Here is a 14,102-nt window from a genome sequence, read left to right on the forward strand (position 1 = left end):
CCTTGCGACGAAGCAATCCAGACTGTCGCCGTAGAGGCACTCTGGATTGCTTCGCTGCGCTCGCAATGACGGAAGCTAATCTTTCCTGAACACAATCGACGCCATCCACCCCGTCATCAGCGCCATCGCCGCCGTCACGAGTCCGTACACCAGCCCGTTCTGCCGCGCGGTGTTGGCCACGAACTGCTCGAATCCGACCTTGACGATCTCGAACGCGGTCTCGGTCTTGCCGATGAAGGCGCCATTCGCGAACAGCTTGATCTCGACCTCATAGGTGCCGATCGGCACCTCCGCCGGCAGCGGAATGCCGGTGCGGAACAGCGTCGGCGTCAGGAACGTCACTGCGCTTGCATCCTCGCGATAGAGCCCGCGCTGGGTGCGCAGGCGGATGAAGGCGGAGCGGAACGCATCGTTCGGCACCACGTCGGCGTAATCGCCGCCGACGCGCTGGGTCAGCAGCACGTTGTTGAGCCCGATCTGCTGCCGCCGCGCGATCTCTGGCGAGGTGATGCGGTCGAACGGGCGATTGGCGAACAGCGCCAGATAGCTCGGCACCTGCAGGAACTGCCGGTAGTCGGTGTTGATCCAGATGCCGAAGGTGCGCTCCTTGCGCCGCGTCACCATGTCGGCGCGCGAGCCCATCACGGTGACCACGAGGTCGTAGGCCGTGCGGTCGGCGGGCGTGGCGGCGTCCTTCTCCACCGAGCCGAACAGCACCAGCTCCTCGCCGGAATAGTTTGGCGTCACCGTGACGCGATGGTTGGAGACCGACACGATCAGCCGCTCGGCCCGCGCGGACCCGCCGAGCAGCAGAAAGAACAGAGCCGCAGCGAGCGTCCGCATCATCCGCTCACCCCGAGCTCACGGATGGTGAAGAGGTCTTCGGGCCGGATCACCAGCTCGACCGCGAAGCGGACACCGACGGAGAGGATCAGCAAGCCGAGCAACAGCCGTAGCTGCTCGCCGCGAATCTTCTGGCCGGCACGGGCGCCGAATTGCGCACCGGTGACGCCGCCGACCATCAGGATCAGCGCCAGCACGGCGTCGACGAGGTGATTGGTCACCGCGTGCAGCAAGGTCGCGAACAGCATGGTGACCAGCGTCAGCACCATCGAGGTCCCGATCACCGTTGAGGTCGGCACCCTCAGGATATAGATCATGATCGGCACCAGGATGAAGCCGCCGCCGATGCCCATGACCGCGCCGATGAAGCCGATCACGATGCCGATGATCACCACGGGGATGACCGACAGATAGATCTTCGAGCGCTTGAACCGCATCTTCAGCGGCAGGCCATGAATCCAGTTGTGCGTTCGCCGTGGCGGAACCGCGCCGTGCCGGGTCCGCATCAATGCGCGCAGGCCTTCGGAGAACATCAGGCTGCCGACCGTGGTGAGCAGCACCACGTAGGAGAGCGCGATCATCAGATCGAGCTGGCCGAGCGCACGGAGCTGCGTGAAGGTCCACACGCCCAGCGCCGTTCCGGTGACGCCGCCGCACAACAACACGCTCGCCAGCGCCGGATCGATCGCGCGCCGCCGCCAATAGGTCAGCGCCCCGGAAAACGACGAGGCCGCGATATGGCTCGCGACGGAGGCAACCGCGACCGCGGGCGTGATGCCGATGAAGATCAACAGCGGCGTCATCAGGAAGCCGCCGCCGATCCCGAACATGCCGGAGACGAAGCCGACGGCCGCGCCCATCGCCAGCACCAGGAATACGTTGACCGGAAGATCGGCGATCGGAAGGTAGAGCTGCATCGGACCCACGCTCCGGCGAGACGGATCGATTTCGCGGAGCGCTCGCAGGAAGGGCATGCCGCGCCCTTCATTAGCGGAATTTGGCGCGGGGCGGGACCGGGAAATTTGGGGCGTGGTGAATGGGAGCGCGCTTGGTCTGGTTTGAACCGATGCGAGCCGGGGCCTCGGTCCACCTCTCCCGAAGGGAGAGGTCGGAACGCATCGAAGATGCGATCCGGGTGAGGGGTTACAGTCTCAGTGAGCGCCGCGGCCCCTCACCCGGATCGCAAGGGCGATCCGACCTCTCCCCGCTGGGGAGAGGTGGGCGCCGGGCCCAATCTCATCGAGCTTAATGCGCCGCCGACGCCGACTTCTTGCTCACCACCGGCTTTGGTGCCGGCTTTGTGCTCGCCTGCGAGCCACCGTCCCAGCCGCCGGCGGGGGCCGGGACGTTGACGGCGTCGTCGGGCTGCGGCTCGGCGCTGAAAGTCTGGATCGCGAGCTTGGCGGCGGCGAGCGATTGCGGGTCGAGGCGCTTGGCGACGTCGTCGCGCTTGGTCGCCGCGTCCGCGTCGCCTTGTCCGGCCGCGAGGGAGAACCATTTGTAGGACTCGGCGAGGTTCTGTTCGACGCCGATGCCGCGGGCATAGAGGATGCCGAGGTTGAACTGGCTGTCGGCGACGCCGCGGTCGGCCGCTTTGCGGAACCACTGCGCCGCGCTCTTGTAGTTGGCGCCGCGTCCGCCGCCGTCGGCGTCGAGCACCGCGAGATTGTGCATCGCCTTGGCGTTGCCGCGCTCGGCGGCCTGCGTGTAGTAGCGGCGGGCGATGTCGGCGTCCTTCTTCACGCCCAGGCCCTTTTCGTAGAGCGTGCCGAGGCGGAAGGTCGCGGGCACCACGCCGGCTTGCGCCGCGCGATCGTACCACTTCGCCGCTTCGTCGTAATTCGCGGCCACGCCCTTTCCCTCGGCAAAGCGCACGCCGATCTCGTAGGCCGCGGTCGCATCGCCCTTCATCGCGGCGGCGCGCAGGTTCGGGCCAGCGATGCCGTCAGGCAGCTTCTCGCTCGGCGGCACCTGGACGACGCCGATCCGCGCGCGGCCCGGGCCCGACAGTGCGCCGGTGACGTCGCTGGAGGGCGCGGGTGGCGCCACGGCGGGAGCGGGCGGAATTTCGACCGAGGCCGTTCCACCGGGGTTCGTTGCAGCCGGCGCGGCATTGTTTTGGGACTGCTTGCCGATCGGCGTCGGCGAGGTCATCGACGGCGTGACCTGCTCGGGCGCGGCGGGCTTGATCTCGACCGGCGGCGGGGCCTGTGGCGCGGGCTCGCTGGAATTCTCCATCGCCTGCGGTGCCGGCTGCGTGCTGCCGCCTTCGAGCAGATTCATCGCCATCTTGAAGGTGCCGAGCACGATCACGACGACGCTCGCGCCGACCAGCAGCGAGCGGATCTTCGAGGTGATGGTCGAGGCGCCCTGCTGTGCCTGTGCCTGACCCTGTGCTTGACCTTGTCCTTTGCCCTTGTCCTTGACGCGGGCCGCGATCGCGGCCTTGACGCCGCGAGCGGGCTTCTCCGGCGGCTGCGCGGCGGCAGCTTGCGCGGCGCGGCGCGCGGCCGCGATGAAGCTCGACGACGACACCGGCTCCTTCGGAGCAGCGGGGATTTCGCTGATCGCGCTCTCGGACGCGGCAATGCGCTCGGACGGCGTGGCGTGGCGGCCGTTCGGACGCGTGCCGGGCTCGAGCGGATGATCCGGCGGCAGTTCGGGCGCGATCGCGGCGCGGGCGGGCGCCGTGTGCGGCTCGAGGATTTCGCTGATCGCGCGCGGCGGAACCGGCGCCGTCGGCACCGGCGGCGGTGCAGCGGGCGTGGCAGCATGGAATTCACGCGGCGCGGCGACGAAGGTGGAGTGTGGATGTTGCGCGGCGGCGGGATTCTGCAGCTCGGGCTTCGGATCGTATTTCGGCTGCTGGGGCTGTTGCTGCTCGCGCGCCATCGGCGCCGGCTCCGCCGGTGCCGTCATCTGCAAGGGCGCAGCCATCGGCATCGGCGCGGGGGCCGGCGGCGCGGTACGTACTGCGCGCAGATCGCCCTCGATCATCGAGAGACGATCGACGACATGGCCGAGCGTGTTGTGCACGGCCTCCAGCGAATCCTGTGTGCTGCGGTTGGTTTCGGCGTGGCTGTAGCGGATGTCGGACAGCTCGCGCTTGACGAGATCGACCATTCCGGAATCGGGAGCCGGCGCCGAGCTTCGGCTCTCGGCGAGCGCAGAATAGGTCGCCTGCTGCCGCTCGAGGTGCCGTAGGATGTCGTGCAGCCCGTCCTCGACACGGCTCAAATTGCCGCCGCGCGAATCGGAATTGCTCTCGATCCGCTCCAGCAGATAGGAGACCCGCTGCTCGAGGTGAGTGAAGGTCGAGGCCGAATCGTTGCCGACCGACATGCGGTCGAAACGGTCGGACAGCGCGCGGATCGCGCTTTCCAGATGTTCGGTGCTCTCGGCCGGTTGCGGCCGCTCGCGCGTTTCCAGCGCGGAGGTGAGGGCGGCGATGCGCTGCTCCAGCACGGCAAAGCTGTCGCCGCGGTCCGAGGAGCGATTGACCTGGTCGACCTTGGACGACAACAGCTGCACGTCCTCGGAGAGTCGTGCCAGCGCTTCGTTGGAGGCGACGTTCGAGACGATGCCGCGCAATGCCGAGATCGCGCCTTCGAGCTGGCGCACGGTCGAGGGGTCGTCATTGGCGCGCAGGATCAGATCGAGCTTGGCGCCGAGATTGCGGATCGCCTCGTCATAGCCGGTGAGCTGCTCGGCCGGCGTCAGCGTGCGCAGCACCTGCTTGATGTCGGCGAGCGCGCGCTCGATGCCTGACAGCACCTGGCCGTCGGTGCCGTTGGAGCGGGTCTCGTCGATGCGACGGTGCAGCGAGCGGATCTCGTTCTCGATCGATTCGATCGCGCGGCGCGGCATCGCCTCGGTGATGGCGTTGCGGATCTCGGCGAGCTCGGCGCGGAAGCCGTTGATCGCCTGCTCGGTATTGTCGGGACGCTGCAGCGACTCGATCTGGCTCGTGATCTTGAGCAGATGGCGTTCGAGCGACGAGAAGTCGGGCCCCGGCTGCGGTGGCGGCGGAGCATAGGCAGGCGCAGGCGGCGCCATCGGGGGAGCATAGGGAGCGGCCGAGGGCGCGATCGACGGCGCGGCGCGCGGCGGCAGCTGACGCGGCGCAAAGCCGTCGAGCTCGCTCTGCCGTGCGGTGATCTCGGCGACGGCGACATCGAACGACGCGGGGCTCAGGGGAGGTGAGCTTCGATAGACTTGCGCGGCGGCGCGCTCGACCGCATCGGCCTGGCGCTGACGCGTCTCCACCGGCGCCGGTCGCGGCGGCTGAGGCTGCTGCGCTTGAGGCTGCGGCTGCTGGGGGCGCGAGATTTGCGACAGGCGGGCATCGAGCCGCGAGATCGCGTCGTTGAGCTGGCGGGCGACGCCCTGCTCGCGCGAGACGTCCGGCCGTGAAGCGTCCTGTCGTGAAGGGTCCTGGCGCGGTGCTGCGGGCTTTGAAATCCGTTCGATCTGCTGGGTGATCGCGTCGAGCCGCTGATGGATGTCGGCGACTTCGCGGCTTTCCTGACTCGGTGCCTGGATTGGCATCTGCTGAGCACGCGGATCGGGACGCTGATCCTGACGTTGATCTTGGCGTGGGTCGTAAGGCCCGCGAAAGTTCGACGGGGCAGTCTCGCCGAGCGTGGAGTTCAGCCAATCGTTGAGTGACATGCCGGCACGACGCGCAGCAGCTTCGGCCCGCTCCCTGACGGATGGATCGATACCGTCAACACTCCACGATACGCGCGAATTCATGACTCTGTCCGGTTCCGACTCCGGCGCCCCACCCGGCGCCTCCAGTCTCCCCACACGTGCCGGTTGTTAAGACAATCGGATTTGGCGCGGGTCGTCTGCCTCGAAAACCGACTTTTTCCTGTTACGGTAAATAACGGGTTAAGGAATGCGTCGCCGGTGTCTTAAAGTTGGGCGCCGGGAACCTCACCGGGTGTCATGCCCCGCGAAGGCGGGGCATCCAGTACGCCGCGGCACCTCGGTTCTAGCCGCGCCGTCTCGGAGTACTGGATCGCCCGGTCAAGCCGGGCGATGACAGGGAGTGCTTGGCGCAGCCGGTGCGCACCCAGCCCTAGCCTTTCTCGCGCTTGCTGTCGTCCAGCGGTACCACCGTGCCGGTCCCCTTATCCTTGCCGCTCATCGCCGACAGCGCCTCGAGCGCTTCCTCGCAGAAATCGGCCACCATCTGCTCGTGCCGCGCGCCGAGGCGGAGCAGCAGCAGATTGCCGAGGTCGAGCACGCCGGATGCCGTCCCTTCGGGAAAACGCTTCTTCAGGATCCGCTCGTAATTCTCGTGCCGGTCGCGGTGATGCTCCAGGCGGTCCATCAGATCGGTGCGGATGGGCTCGATGTCGATGCTGTCCAGCGCATGCAGCCGGATCAGCAGGTCGTCCTTGATCGAGGGAGGGGTGCTCGGTCGCGCGGCCCAGTGCCGCAGCGCTGTTCGTCCTTCCGGAGTGAGGGTATAGATGAGTTTATTGGGCTTGCCTGATTGCACGACCTCACGGCCCTGGATGTAGCCGCGGTCGCGCAGCTTGGAGAGCTCGCGATAGATCTGCTGGTGGTCGGCCTTCCAGAAAAAGCCGATCGAAGAGTCGAACGTCTTGGCGAGTTCGTAACCCGTCATCGGACGTTCCGTCAGGCATGCGAGGATCGCGTCGCCCAGCGCCATGACTGGCCTCCTGTTCTCGACCTTGACCAATTGACTTGACTTTATGCGCATCGACGCATATGCGTCAATGTGCATATGGGGTGGTCCAAGGCCGGTGCTCCAAACCGACCAGAAAACCCAGCGGAATCAACCTCCTCGCTACTGTGCATGGGGTTGTTTTCGAGCTTTTTGCCAAAACCTTTGATTCAAGGCCTTTGATCCACGGGAGGGACCTGACAATGACCGGCCTCGACTCCTGGTACGCCTTCATGAAGTCCCATGATGCGAAAGCGCTCTGGGACCTGCTCCATCCTGACGCCGTGTTCGAAAGTCCCGTCGTGCATTCGCCGCAGCGCGGGCGCGACATCACCTTCAAATATCTCGCCAGCGCCGAGAAGGTGCTCGGCGGTCCCGGCTTCAGCTATGTCGGCGAGTGGCGAAGCGCAAATGGCGCCGTGCTCGAATTCAAGACCATCATCGACGGCATCGAGATCAACGGCGTCGACATCATTACCTTCGATGCCGAGGGACGAATCACAAATTTCAAGGTGATGGTGCGTCCGCTCAAGGCCATCAACATGCTGCATCGCCTGATGGCGGAGCAGCTCGCTGCCGCTCAATCATAATTCAGCATCATCACTTCAAGGCTTGCCGGGAGACCACCATGCCGATCTATAAAGCCCCCGTCGAAGACGTGAACTTCCTGCTCAACGACGTCTTCCAGATCGACCGCTACGACAATCTCGCCGGCTTCTCCGATGCATCGAGCGACGTGCGCGAAGCAATCCTGGGCGAAGCCGCCAAGCTCTCTGAAGAGGTGCTCCAGCCGCTCAATCGCGTCGGCGATCTCGAAGGCTGCAAGCGCGCCGATGACGGCAGCGTCGCCACGCCCAAGGGTTTCAAGGACGCGTTCAAGCAGGTCGTTGAAGGCGGTTGGCTCGGCCTGTCGGCGCCGACCGAGTTCGGCGGCCAGGGCCTGCCGGTGGCGTTGAGCCAGGCGGTCAACGAATTCCAGATCTCCGCCAACATGGCGTTCTCGATGTATGGCGGCCTCACCATGGGCGCGACCGCGGCGCTGATCGTTCATGGCACGCCGGAGCAGAAGCAGACCTACGTGCCGAAGATGGTGGCCGGCGAGTGGACCGGCACCATGAACCTGACCGAGCCGCAATGCGGCACCGATCTCGGCATGCTCCGCACCAAGGCGGTGCGCCAGGCGGACGGCAGCTTTGAGATCACGGGCACCAAGATCTTCATCTCGGCCGGCGAGCATGACCTCGCTCCGAACATCATCCACCTCGTGCTCGCCCGCATCGAGGGCGCACCCGCCGGCATCAAGGGCGTGTCGCTGTTCGTGGTGCCGAAATTTCTGGTGAATGCCGATGGCTCGCCGGGGCAGCGCAACGGCGTGGTCTGCGGCTCGATCGAGCACAAGATGGGCATCCACGGCAATTCGACCTGCGTGATGAACTACGACAGCGCCACCGGCTGGCTGATCGGCGAAGAGAACAAGGGCATGCAGGGCATGTTCGTGATGATGAACGAGGCCCGTCTCGGCGTCGCTGTTCAGGGCCTCGCGCAGTCCGAGGTCGCCTACCAGAACGCAGTCGCCTATGCGCGCGAGCGTATCCAGGGCCGTTCGCTCACCGGCGTGAAGGCGCCGGACAAGCCGGCCGATCCGATCATCGTGCATCCCGACGTGCGCCGCACGCTGCTCTCGATCCGCGCCTTCAACGAGGCCGCGCGCGCCTTCGTGATGTGGACCGCACTTAAGAGCGATGTGGCCCATCGCTCCGAGGATCCCAAGGACCGCCAGGCGGCCGACGATCACATGGGCCTGATGACGCCCGTGCTGAAAGGCTTCCTCACCGACTATGGCTTCGCCAACGCGGTGCAGGCGCAGCAGATGTATGGCGGCCACGGCTACATCGCCGAGCAGGGCATGGAGCAGTTCGTGCGCGATGCCCGCATCGCCATGATCTATGAAGGCGCCAACGGCATCCAGGCGCTCGATCTCGTCGGCCGCAAGCTGCCGCGCGACGGCGGCCGCGCCATCATGGCGTTCTTCGGCGAGGTCATGGCCTTCGCCAAGGAGAACGGCGGCGACGAAGCGCTCAAGCCTTTCATCACCCCGCTTTCGGCCTCGCTCGGCCATCTCCAGCAGGCCACGACCTGGCTGATGCAGAACGCGATGGCGAAGCCGGACAATGCCGGTGCCGCTGCAACGGATTACCTGCATCTCTTCGGCTTCGTCGCGCTCGGCTACATGTGGGCGAAGATGGCGAAGGTGACGCAGGCCAAGATTGCCGCCAGCGGGGCGACGCCCTATCTCTCGACCAAGCTCGTGACCGGCCGCTTCTTCATGGAGCGGATGCTGCCGGAGACCGCGGCCAATCTCGCGCGCATCCAGTCCGGCTGCGCCACCATCATGGAACTGCCGGCGGAAGCGTTCTGAGCCTGCTTCCGCGCTATCAAAATTCGAACAACAGATCAGGAGGGCGTCATGCCTGAGGCATTCATCTACGATCACGTTCGCACCCCCCGCGGCCGCGGCAAGGCGGACGGCGCGCTGCACGAAGTCACCGCGCTGGCGCTCGCCACCGTGCCGTTGAAGGCGCTGAAGGACCGCAACAATCTGCCGGAAGATTCCGTCGATGACGTCGTGCTCGGCGTGGTCGATCCGGTCGGCGAAGCCGGTTCCGACATCGCACGTTTCGCTGCGCTCAAGGCAGGTCTCGGCGAGGCTGTCCCCGGCGTGCAGATCAGCCGCTTCTGCGCCTCCGGCCTCGACGCCGTGAACTTTGCCGCAGCCCAGGTGATGAGCGGCCAGCATGAGCTCGTGATCGGCGGCGGCGCCGAATCGATGAGCCGCGTCGGCATCGGCGCCTCCGGCGGTGCCTGGCCGATGGATCCGTCGATGGCGGTCCCCGCATACTTCATGCCGCAGGGCGTCTCGGCTGACCTGATCGCCACCAAATACGGCTTCTCGCGCGACGACGTCGATGCCTATGCCGTGCAGAGCCAGCAGCGCGCCGGCAAGGCTTGGGACGAGGGCCGCTTCAACAAGTCGGTGGTGCCGGTGAAGGACATCAACGGCCTCACCATCCTCGCCAAGGACGAGCACATGCGTCCCTCGACGACGATGCAGTCGCTGGCGCAGCTGCAGCCGTCGTTCACGATGATGGCGCAGATGGGCGGCTTCGACGGCGTCGCGGTACAGTCACACCCGGAGATCGAGCGCGTCAATTACGTGCACCACGCCGGCAATTCGTCCGGAATCGTCGATGGCGCCGGTGCGGTGCTGCTTGGCAGCAAGGAGGCGGGCGCGAAGTACGGCCTCAAGCCGCGCGCAAAAATCCGCGCTTTTGCCAACGTCGGCTCCGAGCCGGCGATGATGCTGACGGGTCCCGTCGACGTCACCGAGAAGCTGTTCGCGCGTTCCGGCATGAAGAAGTCGGACATCGACCTGTTCGAGCTCAACGAAGCCTTTGCGTCGGTCGTGCTGCGCTACATCCAGGCCTTCGACATCGACAACGCCAAGATCAACGTCAATGGCGGCGCCATCGCGCTCGGTCATCCGCTCGGCGCCACCGGCGCGATGATTTTGGGCACCGTGCTCGACGAGCTTGAGCGCACCAACAAGTCCACCGCCCTGGTCACGCTGTGCATCGGCGGCGGCATGGGCACCGCGACCATCATCGAGCGCGTCTAAGGGTAGGGGAGCAACCAACATGGCTTACAAGAACTTCAAGGTTGAGACCGATTCCGACGGCATCGCGCTCGTCACCTGGGACATCCCGGGCCGTTCGATGAATGTGCTCGACGAGACCTCGACCAGCGAGCTCGATGCGATCGTCAAGGCGACCACGTCTGATGCCGCGGTGAAGGGCGTCGTTATCACCTCCGCCAAGGAGGCGTTCTGCGCCGGCGCCGATTTGTCGATGCTCGAAGGCATGAACCAGGCCTACGCCGAGGTTTTCAAGGAGCAGGGTGAGACTGCGGCGAACCAGATGCTGTTCGACCAGAGCCGGGGCTTCTCGCAGGTGCTGCGCTCGATCGAGACCTCCGGCAAGCCGTGGGTGGCCGCGATCAATGGCCTCGCGCTCGGCGGCGGGTTCGAGATCACGCTGTGCTGCCACTATCGCGTGGCGGCCGAGAATCCCAAGACGCGTCTCGGACTGCCCGAGGTCAAGGTCGGCCTGTTCCCCGGCGCCGGCGGCACGCAACGCGTGCCGCGCCTGGTACCGCCGCAGGACGCGATGACGATTCTGCTCAAGGGCGACCCGGTCACGCTCGACAAGGCCAAGCAGCTCAATCTGATCCACGCCATCGTTCCGGCAGCCGACCTCGTCAAGGCGGCGAAGGACTGGATCAAGGGCGGCGGCAAGGCTGTCGCGCCATGGGACGAGAAGGGTTTCAAGCTGCCCGGCGGCCCCGTGTTCTCCAAGGCCGGCATGATGATGTTCCCGGCCGGCAACGCGATCTATCGCCGCGAGACCTACGACAACTATCCAGCCGCGCGCGCGATCATGAGCTGCGTCTATGAAGGCCTGCAGCTGCCGATCGACGCGGCACTGCGTGTCGAGTCGCGCTACTTCACCTCGGTGCTGCGCTCGAAGGAGGCGGCCGCGATGATCCGCAGCCTGTTCCTGTCGATGCAGGAGCTCAACAAGGGCGCGCGCCGTCCGCAGGGCGTGCCCGCGACCAAGGTAAAGAAGATCGCCGTGATCGGTGCCGGCTTCATGGGCGCGAGCGTCGGCTACGTTTCGGCCCGTGCCGGCCTCGACGTCGTCCTGATCGATCGCGACCAGGAAAGCGCCGACAAGGGCAAGGCGCACGCGCAGAAGGTGATCGAAGATCAGATCAAGAAGGGCCGCGCCAAGCCGACCGACGCCGAGACGCTGCTCGCACGCATCACGCCGACCGCGGACTATGCCGCGCTGAAGGACGTCGACCTCGTCATCGAGGCCGTGTTCGAGGATCGCAAGGTCAAGGCGGAGACCTTTGCCAAGGCGCAGGAATATCTCAAGCCCGACGTGATCTTTGCGTCGAACACCTCGACGCTGCCGATCACCTCGCTCGCCGAGGGCTTCAAGGACCAGAGCAAGTTCGTCGGCATCCACTTCTTCTCGCCGGTCGAGAAGATGATGCTGGTCGAAATCATCAAGGGTAAGAACACCGGCGATGTCGCACTCGCGACCGCGCTCGACTACGTCCGGCAGATCGGCAAGACGCCGATCGTGGTCAACGACAGCCGCGGCTTCTTCGCCAATCGCTGCGTCGGCCGCTACGTCGCCGAAGGTAACGAGATGTTCCTCGAAGGCGTGCCGCCGGCGATGATCGAGAACTGCGCCAAGATGGCCGGCATGCCGGTCGGCCCGCTCTCGCTCTCGGATGAAGTCGCGCTCGACCTCGGCCTCAAGATCATGAAGGCGACCGAAGCCGATCTCGGCCCCAACGGCATCAACCCCGATCAGAAGAAGCTGATGGTGGAGCTGGTCGAGAAGCAGGGCCGTCTCGGACGCAAGAACAGCAAGGGCTTTTATGACTACCCCGAGAAGGGCAAGGGTCAGAAGAGCCTGTGGCCCGGCCTGTCCGCGCTGCAGCCGAAGCAGCTCGATCCTGACACGCTCGACATCGAGGAGTTGAAGCAGCGCTTCTTGGTCGTGCAGGCGGTCGAAGCCGCGCGCACGGTCGAGGATCACGTCATCACTGATCCGCGCGAGGCGGATGTCGGCTCGATCCTCGGCTTCGGCTTTGCGCCGTTCACCGGCGGCACGCTATCCTACATCGACTTCATGGGCACGAAGAAGTTCGTCGAGCTCTGCCACAAGCTCGAGGCGAAATACGGCTCGCGCTTCACACCGCCGAAGCTTCTCGAGGAGATGGCCGCGAAGGGTGAAACTTTCTACGGCCGCTTCGCGCCGAAGAAGGCGGCCGCTGCCTGATTGTCTGATCTCGTAGCCCGGATGGAGAATACGAAAGGCCGGATCGTCGATCCGGCCTTTTTCACGTTCGCGCCCCCATCACGGTTACGTCAAGATGTTCCCGGTTTGTGGAACCCGTCACAGATTCCACGTAGAAGCCGTGCCAGAGTTGCGTGCCGTCCTGTCGCGCAATTGTCATAGGCGCGTCAAAGCGGCGCCGTTCTTTTGCTCGCCCTTGGCATTACTCTTGCTAACCAGTCGGGTGACGAACCTGTTGGGACACTTGCCGCTCCATCGGCAAGTTGAAGACGAAATAAGAAAGTGTCCTTGATGAACTCTTTGGTGCTGCGGAAGACCGCGCTCGGTCGCGATGTCTCCGCGAAATATGCTGTTACGCCTGCGCTCGGCCGCATTCTGCCGGCGCGAAAGCCGGCGCGTCTGCGTCGCAGGGGCCCGTGCTTTGGGCGGCGTTGGCGTTACTTGTGCTCGCGGCGGATTTTCTGCTCGCCTATCTCGTCTGGCTCGCCGTCGACTTCGTCATGCGGTGAGACGTCCCGCGCGTAACGCAGATAGGTTGTCGCGAAGTAGGCGAGCTGGGAGGCGGCAAGACAGATGGCAATGACAGTCACGCCCGCCATCATTCCGAAGTCGTAAACGCGAAGAATGATCGCCGCGAAAACTGCGATAAAGGGCGAAAGCACGACCAGCGCCCAGATCCTGAAAACACAGCCTGTCGCTATTCCCGCCAATGCGCTTGCAACGATCAGGACGAAGGCAATCGTCAAGTTCAACCCCGATGCGAGTCCGAAAATTCTTCAATCAATTACGTCAAGCTCGCCCGCTTTGCGGGTACTGACAAGACAGCACTACTTACATTCGGCGAACAGTAGTTCATAAGTCTAATAAGAGGTAATCCGGCGAAAGGGTTTCGCGCCGGCGTCGCCTTACAGCCGATATGAAAGGCCGGATCGTTGATCCGGCCTTTTGGCTTGCTCAGTGTTGCGAGCGTTCACGCGGCCTGCGCCAGCCCTTCCTTCTTCAAGGCCTCCTGCACCTTCGGCCGTGCGGCGACACGGGCCTTGTAGGCGGTGAGGTTTGGCATCGCCGAGAGGTCGAACTTCATCCGGTCGGCCCAGGTCAGCATCGTGAAGAGATAGCCGTCGGCGACCGAGAACTGCTTGCCCATCAGGTAGTCGCGGCCGGCGAGCTCGCTGTCGACGTGCTTCAGCTTGCCCATGACGCGGTCCTTGAAGAACGCCTTGGCGTCGTCGTTCAGGGCCGGTGCGAACAGCGGGCCAAAGCTCTTGTGCACCTCGGAGGTGAGGAAGTTCAGCCATTCGAGCAGCTTGTAGCGCTCGGAACTGTCGCGCGCGGGCGCCAGCGCCCTGGCCGGGGCCTTGTCGGCGATCATCTGGACAATGACCGGGCCTTCGGTCACGATCTCGCCACTGTCGAGGCCCAGCGCGGGGACCTGACCCTTTGGATTCACCTTCAGATAGTCGTCCCCATTCTCGAGCTTCTTGGCCCGGAGATCGACCTTGACCAGCTCATAGGGCAGGTCGGCCTCCAGGAGCGCGATATGGGGGGACAGCGAGCAGGCGCCGGGCGAGTAATACAGTTTCATGGAATTTCCTCCTCTTGATGCTTGGTTGGGGCGAAAGAACGCCTAC

The 14,102-nt window shown here is 64.9% G+C and carries 10 protein-coding genes; 4 read left to right on the plus strand and 6 right to left on the minus strand.

The features are described 5' to 3' along the window. Positions 1 to 75: 75 nt before the first annotated feature. From V1280_RS32690 to V1280_RS32705, 4 genes are all read right to left on the minus strand, one after another. On the minus strand, positions 76 to 846 hold the full coding sequence (locus V1280_RS32690) for a TIGR02186 family protein (protein WP_334534224.1): 771 nt from the start codon (positions 844 to 846) through the stop codon (positions 76 to 78). Next, positions 843 to 1,760: a sulfite exporter TauE/SafE family protein gene (locus V1280_RS32695; RefSeq protein WP_334534227.1), complete on the minus strand. Its 918-nt coding sequence runs from the start codon at positions 1,758 to 1,760 to the stop codon at positions 843 to 845. The genes V1280_RS32690 and V1280_RS32695 overlap by 4 nt, the downstream gene beginning before the upstream one ends. Before the next feature lie 328 nt (positions 1,761 to 2,088). Next, the gene (locus V1280_RS32700; RefSeq protein WP_334534229.1) at positions 2,089 to 5,598 is read right to left on the minus strand and encodes a hypothetical protein; all 3,510 of its coding nucleotides are present in this window, start codon (positions 5,596 to 5,598) and stop codon (positions 2,089 to 2,091) included. A gap of 328 nt (positions 5,599 to 5,926) precedes the next feature. Next, complete coding sequence (locus V1280_RS32705) at positions 5,927 to 6,526, minus strand: PadR family transcriptional regulator (RefSeq protein ID WP_334534232.1); 600 nt, start codon at positions 6,524 to 6,526, stop codon at positions 5,927 to 5,929. A 218-nt stretch (positions 6,527 to 6,744) separates the two neighbouring features. Here V1280_RS32705 and V1280_RS32710 point away from each other — a divergent pair, with 218 nt between their 5' ends. The 4 genes from V1280_RS32710 to V1280_RS32725 are packed head-to-tail and all read left to right on the plus strand — an operon-like array spanning position 6,745 to position 12,453. Beyond that, entirely contained in the window at positions 6,745 to 7,131 is a 387-nt protein-coding gene (locus tag V1280_RS32710; protein ID WP_334534235.1) for a nuclear transport factor 2 family protein, read from the plus strand. Between the two features lie 38 nt (positions 7,132 to 7,169). Beyond that, positions 7,170 to 8,960: an acyl-CoA dehydrogenase C-terminal domain-containing protein gene (locus tag V1280_RS32715; protein WP_334534238.1), complete on the plus strand. Its 1,791-nt coding sequence runs from the start codon at positions 7,170 to 7,172 to the stop codon at positions 8,958 to 8,960. Between the two features lie 48 nt (positions 8,961 to 9,008). After that, entirely contained in the window at positions 9,009 to 10,217 is a 1,209-nt protein-coding gene (locus tag V1280_RS32720) for an acetyl-CoA C-acetyltransferase (RefSeq protein ID WP_148770150.1), read from the plus strand. Positions 10,218 to 10,236: 19 nt separating this feature from the next. Beyond that, on the plus strand, positions 10,237 to 12,453 hold the full coding sequence (locus tag V1280_RS32725; protein ID WP_334534244.1) for an FAD-dependent oxidoreductase: 2,217 nt from the start codon (positions 10,237 to 10,239) through the stop codon (positions 12,451 to 12,453). A 455-nt stretch (positions 12,454 to 12,908) separates the two neighbouring features. Here V1280_RS32725 and V1280_RS32730 read toward each other — a convergent pair whose 3' ends face one another. Both V1280_RS32730 and gstA read right to left on the minus strand, forming a co-directional pair. Continuing rightward, a complete protein-coding gene (locus tag V1280_RS32730; RefSeq protein ID WP_334534247.1) occupies positions 12,909 to 13,217 on the minus strand; it encodes a hypothetical protein in 309 nt (102 codons plus the stop codon). Positions 13,218 to 13,441: 224 nt separating this feature from the next. Then, positions 13,442 to 14,056, minus strand: coding sequence for a glutathione transferase GstA (gstA, locus tag V1280_RS32735; protein WP_334534250.1), 615 nt, complete (start codon positions 14,054 to 14,056; stop codon positions 13,442 to 13,444). Positions 14,057 to 14,102 lie beyond the last annotated feature (46 nt).

The organism is Bradyrhizobium sp. AZCC 2230 (assembly GCF_036924495.1).
In the GTDB taxonomy this organism is placed as follows: Bacteria; Pseudomonadota; Alphaproteobacteria; order Rhizobiales; family Xanthobacteraceae; genus Bradyrhizobium; species Bradyrhizobium rifense.